Annotated in this window: 22 protein-coding genes; 17 read left to right on the plus strand and 5 right to left on the minus strand. The window is 35.3% G+C overall.

Translation table 11 applies throughout. The annotated features are described in order from the left end of the window. Positions 1–237 precede the first annotated feature (237 nt). Both IGI52_RS00585 and IGI52_RS00590 read left to right on the plus strand, forming a co-directional pair. Positions 238–684 (plus strand): transposase family protein, encoded by a 447-nt coding sequence (locus IGI52_RS00585; protein WP_438780107.1) that lies wholly within the window; start codon positions 238–240, stop codon positions 682–684. After that, a complete protein-coding gene (locus IGI52_RS00590; RefSeq protein ID WP_438780108.1) occupies positions 653–1993 on the plus strand; it encodes an ISL3 family transposase in 1341 nt (446 codons plus the stop codon). The genes IGI52_RS00585 and IGI52_RS00590 overlap by 32 nt, the downstream gene beginning before the upstream one ends. A 70-nt stretch (positions 1994–2063) precedes the next feature. On the opposite strand, the gene tnpC is transcribed toward IGI52_RS00590, so the two are convergent. From tnpC to IGI52_RS00610, 4 genes are all read right to left on the minus strand, one after another. Further along, positions 2064–3626, minus strand: a complete 1563-nt coding sequence (tnpC, locus tag IGI52_RS00595; protein WP_070557863.1) for an IS66 family transposase — start codon at positions 3624–3626, stop codon at positions 2064–2066. A gap of 149 nt (positions 3627–3775) precedes the next feature. Beyond that, positions 3776–4129: an IS66 family insertion sequence element accessory protein TnpB gene (tnpB, locus tag IGI52_RS00600; protein WP_070557861.1), complete on the minus strand. Its 354-nt coding sequence runs from the start codon at positions 4127–4129 to the stop codon at positions 3776–3778. A gap of 1 nt (position 4130) precedes the next feature. Continuing rightward, positions 4131–4316 (minus strand): hypothetical protein, encoded by a 186-nt coding sequence (locus tag IGI52_RS00605; protein WP_070557862.1) that lies wholly within the window; start codon positions 4314–4316, stop codon positions 4131–4133. A gap of 54 nt (positions 4317–4370) precedes the next feature. Continuing rightward, a complete protein-coding gene (locus IGI52_RS00610; protein ID WP_438780109.1) occupies positions 4371–5651 on the minus strand; it encodes an ISL3-like element IS1476 family transposase in 1281 nt (426 codons plus the stop codon). A gap of 213 nt (positions 5652–5864) precedes the next feature. Between IGI52_RS00610 and IGI52_RS00615 the strand changes: the two genes are divergently transcribed. Continuing rightward, a complete protein-coding gene (locus tag IGI52_RS00615; protein WP_438780110.1) occupies positions 5865–6884 on the plus strand; it encodes an acyltransferase family protein in 1020 nt (339 codons plus the stop codon). A gap of 149 nt (positions 6885–7033) precedes the next feature. Here the strand turns inward: IGI52_RS00615 and IGI52_RS00620 are convergent, their stop codons facing one another. Beyond that, positions 7034–8749 carry an ISL3 family transposase gene (locus tag IGI52_RS00620; RefSeq protein WP_438780111.1) on the minus strand — a complete coding sequence of 572 codons (1716 nt, stop codon included), beginning with the start codon at positions 8747–8749 and terminating at the stop codon, positions 7034–7036. A 533-nt stretch (positions 8750–9282) separates the two neighbouring features. Here IGI52_RS00620 and IGI52_RS00625 point away from each other — a divergent pair. The 14 genes from IGI52_RS00625 to IGI52_RS00690 all read left to right on the plus strand — a co-directional run bounded on the left by IGI52_RS00625 (position 9283) and on the right by IGI52_RS00690 (position 22795). Beyond that, positions 9283–9486 (plus strand): hypothetical protein, encoded by a 204-nt coding sequence (locus IGI52_RS00625; protein WP_396002634.1) that lies wholly within the window; start codon positions 9283–9285, stop codon positions 9484–9486. A gap of 22 nt (positions 9487–9508) precedes the next feature. Further along, complete coding sequence (locus IGI52_RS00630) at positions 9509–9721, plus strand: DUF2922 domain-containing protein (protein WP_016181240.1); 213 nt, start codon at positions 9509–9511, stop codon at positions 9719–9721. 69 nt (positions 9722–9790) lie between these two features. Then, positions 9791–10177: a hypothetical protein gene (locus IGI52_RS00635; RefSeq protein ID WP_127978001.1), complete on the plus strand. Its 387-nt coding sequence runs from the start codon at positions 9791–9793 to the stop codon at positions 10175–10177. A 51-nt stretch (positions 10178–10228) separates the two neighbouring features. Continuing rightward, positions 10229–10837, plus strand: a complete 609-nt coding sequence (locus IGI52_RS00640) for a hypothetical protein (protein WP_438780112.1) — start codon at positions 10229–10231, stop codon at positions 10835–10837. A 122-nt stretch (positions 10838–10959) separates the two neighbouring features. Continuing rightward, complete coding sequence (locus tag IGI52_RS00645) at positions 10960–11223, plus strand: hypothetical protein (protein ID WP_438780113.1); 264 nt, start codon at positions 10960–10962, stop codon at positions 11221–11223. A gap of 30 nt (positions 11224–11253) precedes the next feature. Next, complete coding sequence (locus tag IGI52_RS00650) at positions 11254–13953, plus strand: hypothetical protein (RefSeq protein WP_438780114.1); 2700 nt, start codon at positions 11254–11256, stop codon at positions 13951–13953. Between the two features lie 211 nt (positions 13954–14164). Next, the gene (locus IGI52_RS00655; protein WP_438780115.1) at positions 14165–15556 is read left to right on the plus strand and encodes a sugar transferase; all 1392 of its coding nucleotides are present in this window, start codon (positions 14165–14167) and stop codon (positions 15554–15556) included. A gap of 14 nt (positions 15557–15570) precedes the next feature. After that, the gene (locus tag IGI52_RS00660) at positions 15571–16611 is read left to right on the plus strand and encodes a glycosyltransferase family 2 protein (protein ID WP_438780116.1); all 1041 of its coding nucleotides are present in this window, start codon (positions 15571–15573) and stop codon (positions 16609–16611) included. A gap of 12 nt (positions 16612–16623) precedes the next feature. Then, positions 16624–17709, plus strand: a complete 1086-nt coding sequence (locus IGI52_RS00665; RefSeq protein WP_438780117.1) for a glycosyltransferase family 1 protein — start codon at positions 16624–16626, stop codon at positions 17707–17709. 10 nt (positions 17710–17719) lie between these two features. After that, positions 17720–18535, plus strand: coding sequence for a LicD family protein (locus IGI52_RS00670; RefSeq protein WP_438780118.1), 816 nt, complete (start codon positions 17720–17722; stop codon positions 18533–18535). A gap of 2 nt (positions 18536–18537) precedes the next feature. Next, the gene (locus IGI52_RS00675) at positions 18538–19257 is read left to right on the plus strand and encodes an IspD/TarI family cytidylyltransferase (RefSeq protein ID WP_438780119.1); all 720 of its coding nucleotides are present in this window, start codon (positions 18538–18540) and stop codon (positions 19255–19257) included. A gap of 8 nt (positions 19258–19265) precedes the next feature. After that, entirely contained in the window at positions 19266–20312 is a 1047-nt protein-coding gene (locus tag IGI52_RS00680) for an NAD-dependent epimerase/dehydratase family protein (protein WP_438780120.1), read from the plus strand. A gap of 115 nt (positions 20313–20427) precedes the next feature. Further along, on the plus strand, positions 20428–21948 hold the full coding sequence (locus IGI52_RS00685) for an O-antigen polysaccharide polymerase Wzy family protein (protein WP_438780121.1): 1521 nt from the start codon (positions 20428–20430) through the stop codon (positions 21946–21948). Continuing rightward, a complete protein-coding gene (locus IGI52_RS00690) occupies positions 21938–22795 on the plus strand; it encodes a hypothetical protein (RefSeq protein ID WP_438780122.1) in 858 nt (285 codons plus the stop codon). Before IGI52_RS00685 ends, IGI52_RS00690 begins: the two co-directional genes overlap by 11 nt. The last annotated feature ends 23 nt before the right edge of the window (positions 22796–22818 follow it).

The following is a 22818-nucleotide window of genomic DNA, read 5'->3' on the forward strand; positions in this document are numbered from 1 at the left end:
AATTTGAATAAAACGGCTCTTCGTCAAATCGTGTTGGTGAAGACAAATTTGAATAAAACTTAGTCCGATATGCGGCGCGTTCTGTGCGCCGCATATTTTTTTAGTTTTCAAAGATCAGACCTTGTTGTAAAGTAAATGCCCAATCGGTTCTTTCCAATTTCATGGGATTCGATATACTAAATGTAGTATAATTTAATTGTTGGTAGTTACTGTTACATGATAAGGAGGCGTATTTCTTTGGAAGAATTACTTTTATCATTGGACGTTAATTTACATGTTGATGACTGTCAAATAACAAAAGAGAAAATTACCTTTGATGTTTCTTCCATTTCTACCTCGGCAAAGTGCCCCACATGTCGCTGCAAATCCACCAATATTCATGATTCTTATACTACTAAAATTCAAGATCTACCGATTCAAAGTAAGACAGTCTATTTAAATTTACTTATACGAAGATTCAAATGTCAAAATCCTGACTGTTCTAAAAAAACATTTTCTGAGACGTTCCCTTTTAGGGAACGAAATGCACGAAAAACAACACGATTGATGAAACTAATTGTTGATTTAGCAGAAAGTCGGAGTTCTGTAGGTATGACTAAAGACCTTGAAGAAATGGGAATCATAGTAAGGAAGAGTAGTCTATGTAATTATCTTGGGCAAAAAAAAAATTCACGTAGATTATGATGTAGCTGAAATATGCATTGATGATTTCGCTCTGAAGAAACGCCAACGTTATGGCACAATTATGGTAGATATCAAAACTGGGAAAATTGTTGACCTGCTGGAATCTCGTGAAAAAGAGGATGTGATCGAATGGCTTAAAAAATTCAAATGTGTTGAGCTGGTGTCACGTGATGGTTCTCGTACATACTCTGCAGCGATTAAGAAAGCATTCCCTCATGCAATACAAGTCACCGATAGATTTCATTTGGTTGCTCGTCTTTGTGAACTCGCTCAAACATTCATGCGCCACTCTTTCCCGCCAAGGATTCCAATCGAGATTTCCAATGAAAAATATGAAAAATTTGAAGATTTTCTTCTATATGCTTCACGAAGAGATAAAATTGTTTATGTAAAACGGCTGCATACCGACGGTATGACACAGCAAGAAATTCGAATGAAAACAGGCTTCGGCCTTAAAACTATTTCCAAGTATATAAAAATGAAGGAGAAGGAAATTCCGGAAGATAAAGCAATATTTTGGGAACGACATCATAATGAGCTAATGGAAGAAAAACAACAACAAATTGATGAAGTGAGAGCCCTTGCCAAAAAAGGAGTTGCCCTTTCCGAAATAACTGATATTACAGGATACACGCCTCAAACAATTGTAAGATATTTAGGAAAAGATGCTTCTTCTCTCAGCGGACAATATGGGATCGATCGTCCTGGTAAATTAGAAAAATATCGCAAAGAAGTTCTTGCGCTTCGTAAAGAAAGAAAAACATACTCAGAGATTTTTCAAATTATTTCTGAAAAAGGATATACCGGAACAGTAGATGCTATTCGAGGATATATGTCCCGGCAACGTCGTCTTCATAAACATTTTAAAGAAGAGTATCAAGGGAAATCCATTGAAATATTAGAACGAAAATGGTTAATTAAACTATTCTATTTACCGATTGAGAAAGTTCCCGTCATTGATAGTGAGTTATTGGAATTAGTTTTCAATCAGCATCCAAAATACAAACAACTCTATGAATTAGTTTGGAGATTTCGTCATTGTTTAAAAAAACAAGATCTAGAGTCTTTTAAAAGCTGGATGTCTTCTGTAAAAGAAAATTTTGATGATGTCTCTCTATTAAAGTTTGTGGGTAGTCTCTTAAATGATTTCCCAGCAGTCAAATATGCGATTACTCATAAATATAACAATGGTTTAGCTGAAGGTAGCGTAAATAAGATAAAGACCATAAAGAAACAGATGTATGGACGGTGCAGTTTCAATTTATTACGAAAAAAAGTTTTATCATTGGAAAATCGTCGAATCCCATGAAATTGGAAAGAACCGCCCAATCACCAAGTACCTACACACCAAATAACCTAAGCCCTATAATGGACTTAAGTTATTTGGTTGTTTTTGCGTACTGTTTGGCGCACGTTGCTTGTGCGAGAGGCTGCCAAGGCAAAAGCTCATCCAACGCTTCATTAGAAACATGCGCTAGATTAGGAATGCGATCAAATAGAAATTCCAAATAGCTCACTGGATTCAGCCCATTTACTTCAGCTGTTCGATACACGCTTAGAATGATTCCCGAAGTTCGAGCACCTTCCAAACTGCACGAATGCATAGAATTCTTGCGACCGATTACCAGCTCTTTTATCTGGCGCTCTGCTAAGTTATTACTAAGTTCCAAGCGTCCATCCTCAAAAATCCGCTCAAATCCTCCACGCAACTTTAGCGCATACTTGACCGCTGTATCTAGTTTGGATTTTGGAACTGCTGTAAAGGAGCCCAGCCATTCATAGAAATTGATGAATAGAGGGGTTAAATAATCCCGGCGTTTTTTCTGCCGATCTTCAACGGATAAGTCGACCCACTCTCGTTCCAATTGGAACCAGATATCGATCATTTTGACAGCGATCCAAGCAGGCGTTTCCTCGTTTTTATTGTTCTTTGGAAGAGCTTCAAAAAACTTCCGACGTGCATGAGCCAAACAATAAACGAGTGTGACATTTTCCACCGCGTTATAGCCTGCGTAACCATCACAATGCAGATACCCGTTGAAATCTGCTAGAAATTGCTTTGGCACTTCGCCAGCTCGCGATACTGCGTGATGGTAATATACGATTGGATGTGTACTATGCTTTCCTGTGCTGAATAGCCAGTAATGCGTGTCTTTCTTGCCCTTCTCAATGACCCGATACGTGGTTTCATCGGCGTGAAGGATTTCCTCTTGGGTTAAATGACTTTTTAATCGTTGGGCTAAACTGTCTAAGGCGTTATGACAAACTTTGATATGCCAGTTGGTGATGTTATCTCGGGAAATATCCAGACCCAATGTTTCTTGCCAATAACTTTCCTGCCGATTGGCAGGTACTTTTTGACCAAACTTCAATCGGATGGTTTCGGCAATCACGCTGTTTGACCCTAAACTATTGGAAACGACAGGTCTTGGAACAGGAGCTTTTTTATAGGAAGAAACATCTGCCTTTTCGCATTCTTTGCAACAATACGTATGTTGGTAATGAACGAGCCGATCTAACATGGCTTGATGGAAAAGCACCTCTTCGCGAATCTTGGTTGTGCCAATGTCGGTCATTTGAGTGCCGCATTGGTCACAGATTCGTTGCTCAGTTGACAATTCATGGTGTCTTTCTTTTAAGGGAAGATAGGCGATCTTCGCCGCTTTTTGACCGATTTTTCTTTTGTGTCCTTTTACCATTGTTTCTTGTCCTTCTTCTGTTTGGGGAACGGCCTTACTATCTTCAACCTCATCAGAAAATAGGTTTAACTGACCAGTCACTTGTGAATCCAGTGTTTCTTTGGAACGACCAAAAAAACGATCCGTAAAATAGCTCAATTTCTCATTGAGAAGATGAACCTCTTGGTTCAATGCTTGATTCGCATGCTGGAGTTCTTTGATTGTTTCTGTCTGAGATTCAAGGAGTTGAAGTAGGATATTCACATCTACTTCGACGTTATTGTTAGAAGAAGAATTTGTTTGTAAGGACAAGAAATTCACCACCATTTTCATTGTTACTACTGTTATTATTATACCATTTAGACGCATCAAAAAACAGAGAAAACCGCATAAAATCAACGATTTCACTCTGTTTAAAAGAATCCTTTTGTCCCAGCCTTGATTGCTTTGGGTTGGTGAATACTTAATCCCTCAAGTAGCCAGTGAATCTGTTGCACAGACAGTTGGCGAACTTCTTCCTTTTTTCTCGGCCATTGCAGTCGACCGTTTTCAATTCGTTTGTATCCCAGAAAAAAGCCATCGTTATGCCAGTAGAGCAATTTAAATCGATCACAGCGATTGCCGCAAAAAAGAAAGATGGCATCTTCGTAAACATCCAGCTCATAGTCTTGTTGGATAATCCTAGCAAGTCCGTCAATTCCTTTGCGAAGATCTGTCTTACCAGTTACGAGAAAGATTTTTTCTACTTTGGTAAAATCGAGAAACATCTTATCCCAACTCCTTAAGGATCGCCGAGAGGATATAGCTGTTTACGCCATTATAGATCAAAACTTCAGAACCATCCTTCTGACGGATACGCAGGGCAATTTTTGCGGTACTGTTTTTTCTCTGATCACGAGCCGTTCTCGATTGATCGTGAAGTTGAATAGGAACGATATCATTTATGTTTTTCAAAAAAACACCTCCGTTTCACTTGATAGCTCAAGTATAGATGAAGGTGGAAATATTTTATAGGTACCGATTTATTAGGCATTTACGTTGTAAATAGATCCGTGCCCGAAAGTTATAAAAGTTGCGATAACCAAACGCAATTCGTTTAATCAGCTTGATCTTGTTATTCAGCCCCTCCGTGACGCCGTTTGAGTGGGACACCTTAAAGGCATTTGAAATACCCGATTGGTAGCGATGGAAGATCGTAAATTTCTTTTTAAACGACTGAGGTAACGTAGATGAAATTGTTTTAAGGGTTTCTTGAAAGCCTTCCGTATCTCGTTTAACGAAATAATAGCGTAATAATTGACAAAAATGATACGCAGTTCGCAATTCTTCGTTGTAGCTTAACAGTTCATCGACGATTTCTGTTTGACTAATTGGTCGTTTAAACAGTCGATGATAATGTCTTTTGAGTGGCTCCAATGTCGTGGAATCTTTGAGTAAGAGTTTCCAATATCGCTTGAGCCGACGGTACTTCTTCTGATTTTCAGAGTGTGAGGCTCGAAAACGATTCATGATCTGGACACGCAATTGATTGAAGCTGCGATTAATATGTTGGACAATATGAAAGCGGTCAGTTACGATCTCCGCATTTGGAAAGACCGTTTTAAGCAACTGACAATAGCTGGCATTCATGTCCATCACTAGGTACTTGACCTTTAAACGGGCCTTTCTAGGAAAGCGCAGGAAGTATTGAGTTAGTTTGTAAAGTCTGCGATCTTCAAGGATCGTAAATAGCTGATTGGTTGTCCCATCAACACAAATAAAACTCATGGAACCAGAAACAGACTTCATTGATTTGAACTCATCCATACACAACACCGTCGGAAGGAAGTTCATACGTGGCTGGTAATGCTTCGTTGCCTCACGCAAGATACGTGTCACCGTCCCATCCGAGACGAAGTACTTCTTAGCGATTAGTTTACGTGATTGATTTTCGTACAGTTCCATGAGAATCGCCTGCTTCAGTTCCTTTGTTAGTTGATGATGTTCATCAACTAAGTCCGTTTTCGCAGAAAAGATCCTTCCATAATCATGGCAGAGAAAACGGGTACGTTTTAATTCTAAAATAGTTAACTTTTCTTTGACTTTCAACATCTGAGTGCGTGTCGTATAGGAACCATTGCGGATAATACGAACCGATCCACAGTGTTCACAATAGGAAGGAGAGTCATCCAATTTTCCTTTAATAAACTGCGTTTGAACGCCTTTATATTCTTTTTCAATCAGCCATTCTTCATCAAAAAATAAATGTTTATCTGTTAATCCGAGTAATTTTCTAGTATGATTATCCATTGAGAGACTCCTTTGGTAGGGTGATGTTTTGGTCGACTAAATTTTACCAAAAGTGAGTCTCTTTTTGAGTTGAAACGAAGAAAAAAGTGTTAGTAGAAAATCGCCTTCGATTTTCCACCAACACAAAATATTATAGAACCTATTTTTATTTTTCCTAAATTAGCTTTGTTTTTTTGTTACAATATAGATATTAAAGTTAGGGGTGTTTAGGAAATGGATCTTATTTTTTTGCTCATTATTTTTATTATAGCTATTACTAGTGTTAAAAATCAGGATTACATTAACCAGCAGTTATCTATTCAAACCACTAGTAATTTGCAGGTAATTGCAGTTATGTTTGTAATGATGCATCATCTATCACAGGTTCTCAGGGAGTATCCAGATTCTTTCTTATCTTCACGCTTGATTATTGCAGGCAGGTTAGCAGTAGGGCTTTTTTTCTTTATATCTGGATATGGATTGATTAAGCAATATAAGAAAAAAGGTGACTTATACTTAAGGGCCTTTCCTAGAAAAAAGATTTTAAGCGTTTTTATACCGTTTATTCTAGCAATGATAGTCTACTTCATTTATCGTAACGTACTAGGTTATCTCAGTATGAGTGGTGCACTATTATCTTTAATAAATGGGAGTCCCGTTGTTTCTAATGGTTGGTTTGTCATAATGATTATTTATCTATACATTGCATTTTTCATTAGTGCAATCTTGGCTCGAAAAAAAGATTCATTGCTGATTGTATTTTTGATTATAAGTGTAATACTATCAATTGTATTCGCTAAATTTCTAAATTATGGGGAATGGTGGACAAATGCTGTATTTTGTTTTCCATTAGGAGTGATTTGGAGTATCAAAGAAAAACAGTTAACCAATTTTCTTTTTCAATATTATAGGACATCAGTTATAGTCCTAGCGACTCTATTTAGTTGTTTCTTTTATCTTGATGAAGTATCTTATACTCCGTTAATCCGATCACTAAGTGTTCTTTGCTTTACTTCAATAGTTGTGTTCATTAACTACAAAATTACTTTTAAAAATCGATTCTACCAATTTATAAAAATAATCTCTTTTGAGCTATATTTATATCAAGGCTTGTTCATTCATTTATTTCGTAGTGATGTATTATTTGTAAATAATCGTTTATTATATGTGTGCTTAGTTATAATATCAACTGCAACTTTAGCAGTTGTCATGCAGCATATTGCAAAATTATTCAGTATTTTTCTAGTAAGATAAATATTATTCTGACTATAACTAAAAGAACTATAGGTCCCAAAACGGTTCTTTCTCAAGTTTGGTTATACAGGCCCTTCAAAGAAGATTGCTCAAGGAGAAATTTTCTTGGGTTGCCGAAAAAGCCAACAGACATTTTTTGGATAGATTGACTAATCCAGAACGCCATATACAATTCGTTTTATAAGCTTAAATTTGTTGTTATTACCTTCGACGAATCCAGAGCTTATACTATGGGATATCGCGTTTTTTATCGGGGCGATATCCCTTTTTATGCTCTGACAAAAAGAATCAATCGGAGAATCTTGATAGGCGTGAATAAAAATATCCAGGTCGTCTGGAGAATCCCCCATGATAATCGTATGGAACTCTCGGAAGATGGTCTCTGTCTCAGAAACAATGGGGTATTTTTCTTTGATAGCTGGTAAGTATTCTTCGATCTGATGCTCTTTTTTTGTTTTAGGATTCACGGTTAGTAGATAGTTTAAGAGCCGATTTCGTCTAATCATTCGTACATCTTCTGGATAAACTTGCCGAAATAATCGGTTACTATGCATAGATTTACGACCCGAGAAATTATTTTTACTGATGGTTTGAATATAACTCCAGACGGTCTTTTGATTCTTATCACACCCGCTGTATCGGAGATAAAAGTAAATAATGTCATCCGGGTGACCATCTTGCATCATTTTGAAAATAATATTTAAGTAATCATCCATAACTGTTTTTCGTTTTTTATAGTTTCTCGGCTGATCCATCTGACAGAGGTCTTCTTCTGTCATTTGAAGATATTTCTTTAGTGTGATTGGATGAATGTTAAATTGATGGGCTAAATGAAAAGGATCCTTTTTCTCTGTTTCTGCCCAATACGTTTGAATGGTACGAATCAACTGTTGTTTTTCTCGGCGACTTTCCGCCTGTTTTTGGTACTGCAGGCTACTTAGATCGCGTTTTTTATTATCAAAAACGATCTCTGAACCATCTGAATTTCTTGGAACAGAATTATCGTAAGACAACTTGGCTAAGTAGACTGAATCCGGTGTTCTTTCAACGTAAACCTTCTTGGGTTCTCGATCTAATAAGCGACCTTCGTGGAAGAAAAGTGTCTGGGGGAGCTGGGAGGAAAAGATTTCTTTTAGATGCGTGATCAAATTTTGAAGTAAATGAAAGCGATCAGCCACTTGTACACAATCGGGAAGGATGTCAGTAATGGCTTTAGCGTAGGCGTTGGCGCGATCGCGGGCTACGAATTGAATTTTTTTATGGTGGACTAACCATTCTTTTAATGTAGCGGCTGTTCGTCCCTCAAGGAGGGCAAGCAGCTGATGGTCTTGCATATCGTAGATAGCTGTGGCATAGGTCTGCCCTTTTCTTATGGCTACATCATCGATCCCTATTGCTTCGACATTTGGTCGATCTTCGAATATCAATCGATCATACAGTCGTTGAATGGTATCATTGCTCACTGAGACACCTAAGAGAGCCAATACTTTACTAGCACATTCATTGCTCAAAAAGATTGCCACACCTAAAATAAAGGTATTGAGGGCATCGGTTCGAACTTGAGAAGAACGTGCAAAAGGAAGAGCTTCAGTAAAGACCTGTCTGGAGCAGTCGGGATTTGAGCAACTATATTTGTAAAGGTTGGCGTGAAGAAATGTTTGTTTACCATGGATTGGCGTATCTTGAAGTGTTCGTTGATATGTCGCAGTTAAGGTTCGACACAACATGCCACAAGTAGGACAGGAACATTCATGAGGTTTTGACTTAATGAACAAATGGACTGTTTCAGAATCTTCCGAGGTATCATAGATAAAATGGTCTTCATCCAACAAAAAAGAGCACTGGGTTAGTTCGGTGTAGTTCATTCTAAAGACCCTCTTTCTAACTATAGTATAAGACGAGAAATACCTAAACAGTACAAATAGCCACAAAAAAGCAGGTACGAATGTACTTGCTTTTTTGTGGCTATAACCAAACTTGAGAAAGAACCCCCAAAACGATAATAGCTCACTAAGTTTATACTTTCAAAATCAAAAACTGTAAAGCAGTGTTCAAAATGCTTTACAGTTTTTTCATTTTGCGGACTTCCTTTCGTTCGAGGTATTATAGTCCTTTCCCAAAATGTTTTCACTAAATCATCCCAACACCGTCTGATTCTACTTATCATTAGTCACTCTTAGTAAAGCTACAATTATACTCCGAATATAGAATAATATCAAATCACAAATTGACCATTATACCCCCGATTTGACCGCTTTTTCATCAAAAACCGCACTTTTTACTCAAAAACAGGTCAAATTGACCCCCTTTTGGTCAATTTGCGATTCGCACTTTTTTCAGAAATCGTTTATCTTTTAGTCACCGGCCGGAAACAAAAAAAATTTAGGAGGAAACAACCATGATTCAAACGATCGGCAATAAACTTCAAGTAGAAATCGATGCAGGCGGAGAAAAAACTAAGAAGATCACCTTTACAAATGTGATGGACGCGCCCAGCGAAGAGAAGGTCCTTGAACTGGGAGAAATTATGAAAGCCTTATCAGTTGAAGGCAGTGAATTAGACGGCGTGATCCTAACCAGTCAATCACGCTATACGAAATAAATCATAGAAAGGAAGAGAAAAAATGCTAAAACTCGTCGCAACCTTTAAAAACAGCTTAGGGAAGAATCACACCTGGAGCTTTAATGATCCCGATACTCAAAAGACCGATACGGAGATCAAAGGATTGTTACAACGCATGACAGAGGTAAAACTTTGTCATAAAGATGGTGCAGACCTCTTCAACACTGTCGAAAGTGCGAAGTACGTCGAAACGATTGAAACAATTATTTTTTAACCAAATACTTTGAGGAGCAGCGGTGCTATCGCCGCCCTCCTCTACTATCTAATGAAGGGATGAGAATCAATGAATGTTATACAAACACTGTCGTTTCGGCAGTTATTCAACTTAAAAGCTAAAACACTCGAACAACGAATCACCAATTTCTACCATGAAACACAAAACAGTAGTGTCACGATTAAATATATCTTAGCCTTGAAAGTACGCTGCCAATTAGGAGCGGCGGAGTTTGATCACTTTCTAAAGGATCTTGTCCGCGAAGTGTTCATGCATACTAAAGCCACACGTACCATGAAACGTCTCTTTTATTATTTTGAAGACTACTTTATGGCACCCGAATGGAAGACTTTGAAACTGAGAGTTTTTCCAGTAAAAAAATTCGGTGAAACAGTCGTCTCTGTTGCCCGCTCCCTTATTTCATTTGTCCGACCTGAAGAAACTAGCGAACCTTGATGAAACCATGAACCAACCTACGTAGAAAAAATCAAAGAAAGGAACAGAACAATGACCAAGGATTTAATTGCCACCTTTGGAAAAAGCGATGGCGGCACCCACAATTGGAAATACAGAGATCTTGATCCCAACTTAACGGCGCCGCAGATCAAAGAAGCTTGCGAATTATTGACGAACTTAGACATTTGTACACAAAACGGCGTAAAACTATTTGATTCTGTGGTCACCGCCAAGGTCTTGACCCATAAGGAAACTCTGATATTTGATCCAGAAAATGAGACGAGAGGTGTTCGTTACGATGGAAAGCCTGTTGAGGAAGCGGCCTGTGAAGAAGTCGGTTGCTGTGAAGTCGCGGAAAAACAGGAGAAACCTGCGGTAGTGACGACACCAAAGCCATCTGCACTACCAACAACACCGCATGGTCACTATTTTAAACAATTAACGACTATCGCTCCACCGGAAAAAGCAGCGATTAAAGTAGAAAAAGAGTCGCTTCCACAATCAAGCTATAGCGAAACCAGCGATCAGAAACCAACTGCTACATTCATAGATGAAGATTCATCCAGCCAAGACACGAAAGAACAAAATAGAGTTCTTCAATGGCTTCACAGAATCAGAAAGAAAAACAAAGAAGGTCCGCCTGATTCACCGCGGGAATAAGCCTTTTTCCAATTAAATCCGTTCATTGACAACCACATACTGCGTAGGGAACAACAGCTATGAACCCCTGCGACTTTCTTTTCGCAGGGGCTATCAATTAATTTAGAAAGCGAGGAATCTATATGATACAAATTGCTTTAATCAATTATCTATTCGGCGGAAGTCTGCCGATCATGGGCGTTTTTTTGACCATGGTGGGACCGGATATCACCACTGACTACATCGAAGCGCTTAAACGCCATACAGGGTCTCTTCCATTAACCTTCAAGGCTTGTTTACAAAGTTTGTCATCGGCAAATAATACTTTGAGAGACTATAAAAGCTATTTCTTCAGTTATTATGATAAAATATTTGTAACAATGATAAGAAAGTTAGGAGGTTGTTAAATAATCTCTCAGATTATTTAACGTTTAATTATGAAAAAGAGAAAAGTGTTATGGTTATGGTGTTTAACAGTCATTTTATGCTTTCCACTAGTTGGTTTTAAAGCTTCTAGTGAGGAAACATCATCTAAAGGGACAGTTCAAACAGAAACGGGCAGTATTCTAAATAGTAGTGATATAGCTGAACAAACAACAGAAAGCACAGAGTATTCTTCGGAAACAGTGGCCTCTTCGTCTGATTCTGTTGATGAGACATCAATGAGTGAAAAGGAGCAAGTTACAAAAAAAGACGAACCCAGCGTTCAAACAGAACCGATCAGTGAAAAATTCTTTATTTCAATCAGTGATGTGAATTACGTCTTATTGAAGAATTTTGATGGCGAAATTATTGATGACGGGGGAAAAAATTATCAAAAAACATTGGCTGCACAAGAAGTTACCAGTGATGATGATACGAAATACTATATTTTAAGTAATCCTAAGGGGGAAGTAGGATATATTGATCCCAATAGCACTGAACGAGTGACTGGTGAGGAAGGAAAATTATTTTCTGAATCGGACGACGCGTACGCCAGTATACAATCGACGGATGCCAAGCTATTCACTATAGATTTTGAACAAAATGGGACGACAGAAGAACTAAAGGATCAAACTTTTAAAATCGCTGGTTATTATAATCACTATGATGAAAAAGTGTATTACTTATTAAAAAATTCGTCCGATCAATCAATCGGTATAGTGGAAGCATCAGCGGTTGAAAAAACAGACAATCCAGCCGGAATCAAACACCCTGTGAACGATTATTATTCTATTGTGAAGGAAGATCAGAAGATTTGGATGGACCTAGATTTTGCCGAGGATTTAGGAACTACTGCATTGATCAATGAAAAAACTTTCAACATTAAGGAGTGGTATTACCATTTCAATGGAAAAAAATATTTTGCGCTTTATGATAATGGTGGGGTATTCAAGGGATATGTTGAAGAAGAGGCATTAGAAAAAGCAACTAGTAGAGGCGGTATTTGGCACGGTACAAATGAGTACGTAACAATAACGAAGGATTACTATCAAACTTATAACGATTTCAATTTTAAGATTCGTGGAAAAACGAAAAATATGATAAATCGAACATACCATTTACAAGGTTGGTATGTTCATGTAAACGGGAATAAATACTATTCATTGTATGACAATAATAATAAATGGCAGGGTTATGTTAACGAAGCCGCAGTGACAAAAGCAACTAGTAGAGGCGGTATTTGGCACGGTACAAATGAGTACGTGACAATAACGAAGGATTACTATCAAACTTATAACGATTTCAATTTTAAGATTCGTGGAAAAACGAAAAATATGATAAATCGAACATACCATTTACAAGGTTGGTATGTTCATGTAAACGGGAATAAATACTATTCATTGTATGACAATAACAATAAATGGCAGGGTTATGTTAACGAAGCCGCAGTGACAAAAGCAACTAGTAGAGGCGGTATTTGGCACGGTACAAATGAGTACGTGACAATAACGAAGGATTACTATCAAACTTATAACGATTTCAATTTTAAGATTCGTGGAAAAACGAAAAATATGATAAATCGAACATACCATTTACAAGGTTGGTATGTTCATGTAAACGGGAATAAATACTATTCATTGTATGACAATAATAATAAATGGCAGGGTTATGTTAACGAAGCCGCAGTGACAAAAGCAACTAGTAGAGGCGGTATTTGGCACGGTACAAATGAGTACGTGACAATAACGAAGGATTACTATCAAACTTATAACGATTTCAATTTTAAGATTCGTGGAAAAACGAAAAATATGATAAATCGAACATACCATTTACAAGGTTGGTATGTTCATGTAAACGGGAATAAATACTATTCATTATATGACAATAACAATAAATGGCAGGGTTATGTTAACGAATCTGCAGTAACTAAAGCTGGTGGTGCGCAAGGAACTGGTTTTTCGATGAACAAATCAGTCTTAGTAATAAAAAGCGGCTATTCTATCTGGAACAATTTTAGTTGGAAAGAAAAAACTAGAACAAATTCTCTCATCAATAAAACCTACCAAGTTAAGTGGTATTACAAGCACATGAATGGATCGACATACTATTCATTATATGATTCGAATGGGAAATGGTTCGGCTATGTCAATAGTGGCGCCGTGAGAGAACGCCGTGGAGCAGCACAGTACATGGGGACGACGCGTCAACGTGTATTGAATGAGTTGACTGTGCATCAAAACGATCGTTTTTACCTTAGCACGCCTTATCGCGGGTTGTCTTCAAGTAATCCTGAACCCTTTTTAAGTCCTTACGGAGCTCCTAATGGTCATGGTCCAGGGATGAACTGTACAGGATTTGTTGCGTGTGTAATGCGCAGGAGTGGAGGTAATTTAAATCGTATCTCTGGGATCACGCAAGGATGGGGAAGCTATGCGAATGCGTATAATTGGCGAGATGCACTAATGCGCAACACGGAATATTATACTTTTAATTCAGTGGATACTTTATTAAAAAGCGGCAAGGCTCAAAAGGGTGACATTATTTATTTTGATCCTGTATGGACAGATATCAATTATGATTGTCATATTGGAATTTTTTGGGGGGACCGTTCAAATGAAAATAGAATATGGCATCAGGTTTTAGCAGGAAATATGCAGTCGCATATTTTTTCAGGAACCCGTTTTTCAAAAATTTATCTATTTCCACAAGATTAGAATGCAAGAGTATGCAGGTGAATTATAAAGATTTTATTTAAAAATGATAAAATAGTTTATGTGTCTGAAAAGAACAAAAAGCGGTAAAATCAATTGATTTTATCGCTTTTTGTTCTTTTCTTTTTTATTACTTTTCTTAGGAATGCTACTCTTTTTTTTGCCTATATGGTAAGATGTGTAATGGATTATTTCGTGGATTAGGAGTGTTTGTATGAATAAAAGTGGCGAATGGAGCGCCGCCCGTCGATTTTTTATTATTTTGGTTGACGTGGTCATTTATAATTTCTCTGTCTATTTTAGTTTTTGGCTAAAATTTGGTGGAGCCATTCCAATAAGAAACTTTCAAACGTTTGAGAGTTCTGCATTATTTATTTCGCTTTTCTTTATAGTATTGAATGTTTTACTAGGAACGTACGTTTTTTATAATCGAATCGTCAGTGATATTGTTTTTGTAACGGTTATTGGACAATTCCTGATGTCTCTAGGTATCATGATTATTACTTTCGCTGGACGTTGGTTTGCTTTTCCTCGTACAGTTATCCTGATTTCATTCTTGCTAGGTACCATTTTACTGATAATTTATCGTACAATCATCTATAAAGCTTACATGAAATTAAGCTCGGATAAGAAAGTAACGATTCTTGGATTTGAAAAGGATGTTGCTCCAGCAATTAAAAACTTTAGTTCGCAAAAAAACAATAAACATAAGGTACAGTCAGTAGTATTAGATCATTTCTACGATAACTTAGTAAAAATAATTGATGATGTAGACATTGTTTATTTGGCATCAAAAATTCCAGAAGCTGAAAAAATTAAAGTTTATCAATTGGTTACTAAACAAGAGAAAAAGCTGTTTTTGAATACAACTTTTGAAAATTTAGTGACAATGAACCCGAATATTATGAATTTTGAAGATGAAAGTATTATCGAGTCTTCTGGTTTTAGAATACCTTCTGAAGATGCAATGCTCAAGCGACTGTTTGATATCGTTGTTTCATTAATTTTATTGGTGATTGCTTCACCATTCATGCTGATTACGGCGATTTTAGTAAAAGCAACATCGCCAGGCCCAATTATCTACAAGCAAATTCGAATCACGCAAAATCAAAAGGAATTTCCAATATATAAATTCCGCTCAATGACTGCAACTGCAGAAGCTAAATCTGGGCCAGTTTTAGCTAAAAGCAATGATGCTAGAGTAACTCCAGTAGGGAAATTTATTCGTGCTGTTCGTTTTGATGAACTTCCGCAATTAATCAATGTGTTAAAAGGAGATATGTCGATTATTGGACCGCGTCCAGAGAGACCTTTTTTTGTTGAGCAATTTAATCAAGAAAATCCTAACTATTACTTGCGACACAATGTGCGCGCTGGAATCACTGGTTATGCCCAAGTGTATGGTAAATATGTTTCAGACTATAACAGTAAGCTGAAATTTGATTTGCTTTATATCAAGAAGTACTCATTTATGTTAGATATGAAGATTTTGCTGCAAACGATAAAAATTTTGTTTGATAAGGTTTCTTCGCAAGGTTTAGAAGAAGAGGAAGCATGTATATCTTTAGATAAAATGGATTTTCCTAAAGAGAAAATTCTTCATTAATTCGGGGTGAAAGAATGTCTACACCAAAATTTAGCATTATTATTCCAGTCTATAATGCAGAAGTGAGTATTACTAAAACCATTGATGTATTAAAAGATTTTGACAATATCAACTTTGAGATATTATTAATCAATGATGGATCTACTGATAATACAGAGAGAGTAATAAAAGAGAGTATTATTGAGGATCCTAGATTTCGTCTGTTTACAAAAAAAAATGAAGGTCCAGGTTTAGCTAGAAACTATGGTATTGAGCGTGCTAGGGGAGAGTATCTTTTGTTCTTTGATGCTGATGACTGTCCTAAAGAAACAATATTAAGTGACTATACATCGATTATTTTCGATAACCCTGATCTAGATTTGATTGTCAGTTCTTTTACTTTTAGGACAATGAATCAGGAAAAAGTTGCTGATGAAAAGGAATATTTAGTAACTGAACATATTTATGATGATAATGAAGAATTTTTATCTGATATGTATGAATTAATGAATAAACAGTTGATGTATGTCGTGTGGAATAAATGCTATAGAAGAGATATCATTATTAAAAATAATATTCGTTTTAAAGATTATCGTAGTTGTGAAGATCGGATTTTCAATCTGGATTATTATAAGCATTGTTCCCTAGTTATTATGAACTCTAAAATTGAGTATGTTTATGAATTTGTTGGCGATCATGGAATTACCAATCAGTATAGTCAAGAGAAATTCGCAACTTTTAAAGAATTCTATGAACAAAGCAATGCCATTACTAGCAACGAAAATAGGGAAGGGATGGCAGCCTTACTGCTCAAAGGAACGACATCAGTAATTTTTTCGATTTTAGAAACAGAAAAAATTACTGGTAAACAAAAAAAAGTTGAAATTGATACCATTTTGAATGACGCGTCGATTATAGAGGCAAAACAAATTGCCATAACTGATACTATTACAAAAAAAATTACTAAACTACTTTTTAAAATGCCAAAACCTTTACTTCTATTAGTATTTAATGCCGGAGCTTTTGTAGAAACAAAGATGCCTGGAGTAATGGCTTTTTTGAAAAGAAAATATTAGAGGGGATTAATAATGAAACGAGTACTACATTTTCAAGGACGCATGGGTTTAGGCGGTGCTGAATCATTTATGATGAATCTCTATCGGAAAATTGATCGTGACAAATTCCAATTTGACTTTTTGATCTATGAAGATTTTCAGAATGTACAAGACTATCATAGTGAAATTAAAAAACTGGGAGGGAGAATTTTTATTGTAGCGAATCCCAAGAAAAATATTTTTAAATATTTGTTTCAAGTAAATCGATTATTAAAAAAAGAAAAATTTGAAATTGCACATAATGAAGTTTATTTTGGAGGGGGTATCAATTTATGGCTTGCCAAAAGAAATGGTATTAAGCAGCGGATTGCACATAGTCATGCTACAGAGGATGGAAAGTCCAGAAACTTTGTGATGAATTTATTACGACACTTTTTAAGCAATTTACTTCTATCAAATGCAACAGATTTTCTGGCCGTTAGCCAAGAAGCGGGAGAAAGTTTATTTAAAGGACATCCATTTAAAATAATACACAATGGAATTGATTTAAGTCTGTATAAGAAACAATTTTCGGATAAGGAAAAAAAGAGAAATGAGTTAGCTATTCCTTCTGACGCATTTGTAATTGGAAATATTGGAAGATTGGAAAAACAAAAGAACCAGAATTTACTAATAACCATCTTCTCTGATCTGAAAAAATATAAGCCTAATAGTAAGCTAGTGATTATTGGATCTGGAAGTTTAGAGAACGATTTAAAGAAGCAAATAAACGAATTGAATATTTCAAATGATGTTCTTCTTTTAGGAGAGAGAAATGATATTCCAGATTTATTAAATATAATGAATGTATTTGTAATGACATCATTGTATGAAGGATTACCCATGGTTGGAATAGAAGCGCAGGCTGCCAAACTTAAGTTAGTTCTTTCCAATACAATTTCCGAAGATACGAAGTTAACTCCTGTTGTCGATTTTGTACCATTAAATGCATCTAATGACGACTGGATTGACGCTATTTTAAAAGAACCGTTTTTTAATACAGCTACTGAGAAATTGACATCCTATGATGTTAGTTATACTTGTAAACAAATGGAAGATATATATTCCAGAGAATTTTAGGAGGATAATAGTGATTGAAGAAGAATATTTGAGTTTAGAAGAACTTCATAATGAATTATTAAACATATTATTTGAAGTTGATAGATTATGCAAAATTCATGGAATAACATATTTTTTGTCAGGGGGTACACTGTTAGGAGCTATCAGAGACAAAGGCTTTATTCCATGGGATGATGATTTAGATATAATGATGTTACGAGAAGATTATGAAAAATTTATATGTGTATCTAGTGAGTTACCTCATCCGTATCGAGCATGTAGTTTAAAAAACATGAGTGATTGGTCATACCCATTTATTAAGATTGAGAATACACAGACTTACGTGGAAGATGAATATAGACACATTCAGCACGGTGCTTTTTTGGATATATTTCCAATTGAAAGGATACCTTCTATCGATAAGAAACAAAAGACAATTATACGGAAAATGAAGATTTTAGATTTGCTAAGAGGAACTGGAACAAAAAAGAAATTCAAACCTGCTGAGAAATATAGATTTATAAAACGCTTAATTACCCCATATGCAAACTATAAAGGAGCGAACTATTTTGCAAATAAAATGAACGACTTCGCAAAAAAAGTTGATCAAGAAAATCGTAACTCTGAAATAAACGGAGTAATACTTGCTACAGCATATGGAACTCGAGAATTTGTTCCCAAAGAAGTTTTCGAGAAAACTATAGAAGTAAACTTTGAAAGTTTTGCTACTTTAGTACCACAAGGATATAATGTATACTTAAGCCAGCTTTATGGAGATTATATGAAATACCCCCCTAAAGAACAACAAGTACCAGCACATTTTAAGATTAAAAGAAGGAGACGATAAAAATGAATATTGGTTTACTAATCGCAGGAGGAGCTGGTGCTCGGATGCAGCAAGATATTCCAAAGCAATTTCTAAATATTAATGATAAACCTGTAATTATTTATACACTAGAAGCTTTTCAAAATCACAATGAAATTGATGCAATTGCGGTTGTTTGTATTGAAGGGTGGGAAAAAGTTCTTGAAGCATATGCAAAACAATTTGAAATAACTAAGTTGAAACATATTATTCCTGCTGGCGATAATGGTCAAGGATCAATTCGAAACGGAGTTTTCGAAATTCAAAAGAATTACAATCCTGAAGATATTATTTTAGTTCACGATGCTATCAGACCTCTAATCTCACAAGAAATCATTTCAGATTGTATTTCTAAAACTAAACAATTTGGATCGGCAATTACTTGCATACCCTGTGCTGAGGCGATGTTGGAAACCGCTAATCAAATTAGTGCTGAGGCTAGCTACCCTCGTGACAATTTGAAAAGAACGCAAACTCCGCAGGGATTTTCGGTACAAAGACTTTATGACATGCATACAGAAGCTCTTGAAAAAGGTATCACGAATTCAGTTGCCTCTTGTACTTTGGCAATAGAGTTAGGTCAGGAGGTTTATTTTTCTGCTGGATCTGAAAAAAATATTAAACTAACAACGGTCGAGGATTTAGATATTTTCAAAGCTCTGTTGGCATCTTCTCGATCAGAATGGCTAAAACAGAGAAATTAGGTGGGAATATGAATTCAACTTTTGAGAAAGACTTAGCAATTTGTTCTGATTCAATTATTGATAAAGAAATATTACTTAATAAAAGTATTTTAATTACTGGAGCGACAGGATTAATCGGCTCATTTATTGTTGAAGAGTTATTATATTTGAATCAGGTTTCTAATTTTCAAATACAAGTTATTGCTTTGGGAAGGAACTCTAAAAGACTAAAGGAACGTTTTTCTGAATATTTAAATGATGAAAAGTTAGTATTGATAGAGCAGGATATAACTGAGCCATTTAAAAAGGAATTATCGAATTTACATGTTGATTATGTTATTCATGCAGCAAGTAATGCGTTTCCTAAAGCATTCAAAGAAGATCCTGTTGGAACAATGCAAGCGAATTTAAATGGAACAGATAATTTATTGGCATATTCAGTTGCGAATAAGGTCAAACGTTTTTTGTTTGTTTCAACAGGAGAAGTTTATGGAGTCCTAGATAAATCGAAAGCGCCTTTTACTGAAGAACTCTCTGGTTTTATTGATTTTACTGATGTACGATCATGCTACCCTTCAAGTAAAAGAGCTGCAGAAACATTGGTTGTATCATATGTGAAGCAATACGATCTTGATTGTGTTTCAGTGCGCCCTTCGCATATTTTTGGTGCTAATTACACTAGATTCGACAATCGAGCAAGTGTTCAATTTTTCGAAAATGTTAAAGGTGGTCAAGACATTATTTTGAAAAGTCTTGCCACCAATTTAAGAACTTATTGTTATATAGTCGATTGCGTAAGTTCATTGCTAACAGTGTTAATCAAAGGTGAAAAAGGGGAAGTTTATAACTTAACTAATACGACTAACAAGGTTACACTAGCTAATTTTGCAGAGGAAATTGCTAAATATTGTAACCGGCAGGTAAAATTCGAGTTAGGTGGACAGAAAGAAACTTCTGAAAAAACACCAATAGAAATTGCGGTATTGAGTGATAAAAAAGTTAGAGAACTCGGATGGAAACCCTATTTTTCACTAGATCTAGCAATCGAACATATTTTCAAATTGATTGAAGAATGAAATTTTATAACTTGAACGGATTCTCTTCATAGTTAATTCTAAGAGAAGGGGTTCGAGTTTTTTCATTTTAATTTCGACAAGAATGGCGTGTATTTTTTATGAAGGAGAGAAAATATTGAATCTACTAGATTTAAAAAAAAAGAGAACTGTTTCTAATAAAGGCAATCTTGTTAGGAATATCCAAATTATGCTTTTCATTATTTCGATACTTTCTTTTATGTACGGAGTATTTAATAATAGTTTTAACCTTCAATTGATTGCCATTCTTTTATTATGGTTAAACAATATAATGTATTCTTTTGATCGTTTCTTGATAAAATTTGCTTTTTTTCTATTTAATGTCACCTTCTTTGTGTTTTTATTAGCTCGACCAACTATAGACCTTTTTCGCGGGGGAAATTGGGCACATTATGAAAGTAGTTCAATTCAATTTGCTTTAAATGCATATTTTCTTGGATTACTATTTATGTTTGTCGGTGCCATTATTGGGGAGAAAATTAAATTCGGAAGAAAGGAACTGAGGAGCGATTCTCCTCAAATCAAGTTACGAAGAAAATGGATTAGCTTTATTTCATTTTTAGGTTTTGTTTTCTGCCTGTTTTGTTCTTTGGTTATTGAAGTTTCAAAATTGCTTTTTGTATTAAAAAATTCATATGAGGCATATTATTCTGAGTATAGCTTTAGTGGTCCGGGAATGATTAATACTTTTGCTGGAATGTTACCTTTCATTTTGTGTATTTATCTCGCTACTTTTCCTAATAAGAAGTTTTCTTATTTTGTTTTAATAGCTTACATTGTTGCTTCTATTCCGACATTGTTGATGGGACAAAGAAATCCAATAGTTTTGCGTTTTCTGTTTAGTATAGTTTATTTTGTTATTCGTGATTTTCATGAGGTTGATGGAACAAAATGGATGGGGAAATTTGAGAAAGTCTCTCTACTTTTTGGAGTTCCTTTGGGAGTATTATTTTTAAGTGCAACGAACTATATTAGAAAGGGATCTTCGGTGGCCTTCAACCCCATCGGACTATTTATAGATTTTTTGCATAAACAAGGAACAAGTTTTGATACAGTTTGTTTTGGGTTTGCTAACTTGGATAAATTACCATTTTATTGGGAGAAAAATTATACATTTGGTGGTATAATCGATATTTTTAAGTATGGTTTTATTTCCCAAAAATTATTTTCAGCTCCAGAAATTGGTAATAATAACGGAATTCTTATGGGAATGAAAAGTAACAATTTGGCGCACAATTTGGCCTATATATTTAGAAAAGATGAATATATGCAAGGAAATGGAAATGGTTCTTCTTATCTTTTAGAACTATATGCAGATTATGGATATCTTGGAATCATTTGCTTTAGCATACTTCTAGGAATTTTTCTAACTGTAGTTGTAAGAATAATTCGCCGAAATAGTACTTTAATAAACATTTTTTTGCTGGGAATATTACTGAATCTTTTTCTAATGCCACGTAGTGCTGTAATTGGTTGTATTAAAATATTTTTTAAACCCAGTTTTATTGTACCTTTATTAGGCTGCTATCTTGTTGCTTACTTTTTTACTACTATTTTTGATACTCCATCTAAAACTATAAAGAAATTATATGGGAAGGTGATGAAACGTGAATCATAGTTGGCGCTTATTCGTTATTTGCTCGTTCTTTATATGTTCGGGATTTACCTTTTTGAAGGAATCGTCTATTAAATATGAAAATAAATCGTTCTCACCTAATAATAATGGCAAGATTCGTATTACTGGAGAAATAGAGAATACAAAAGAAGGTGTTTATCCAGCTAATATAAATTACGAGAGTACTAAGTTAAAAATTGATAAGGATGGGAAATTTGTATTCTATTTGGATGCGGCTGATTTAAATTCTGATAAAGTAAACATTGGAGTTGAAATTAATCATGATATTTTAGTTAGTAGTGTAAAAATTAACTTAGAGAAATATCAAAAGAGAGAGAAAACAAAGTTTAAAAAGGAACTAGTCAATGAATTATTGGATTTAATGCATAATAGAGGTCTGAGTATTTTGAACCAAGAGGATGGGATTGATAAGAATCTAATTCCTGGTTTAGACAGTGTACCCTTGTCTTCCAAAACTGTAGTTATAGAAAGTTCTGATAATCAAACTAAGTCTATGCGAATTTTTGTAATGGAAAACGATGAAGATTACGCTGTTGTAAAAGACTACTTTCTAAATAAAACCAATTTCAATTTCAATCCCTTAAATTTGAATAGTTTTCAGTTGCGTTCCCAGTCGAAACTATTGAGTCATGAGGAGAAAATGGAGATTGGTCGAGAAAAAATTTTAGAGGCAAAAAAAATTTTTCCTTTAGCTTACTCTGGTGTTGCATATAATGATAATTTGAATCTTTTTGTTCAATTTGATTCCAATGTTCGTTATTCGGTTATTGACTCCTATAAGGCAATTATAACAGATGAACAGCTGTTATTAGATTCGGCGGATTATTAAGAAAATATTTAAGGAGAATCTAA

The sequence above is a fragment of the Enterococcus sp. DIV0187 genome, from assembly GCF_051713785.1.
GTDB lineage: Bacteria > Bacillota > Bacilli > Lactobacillales > Enterococcaceae > Enterococcus_A > Enterococcus_A avium.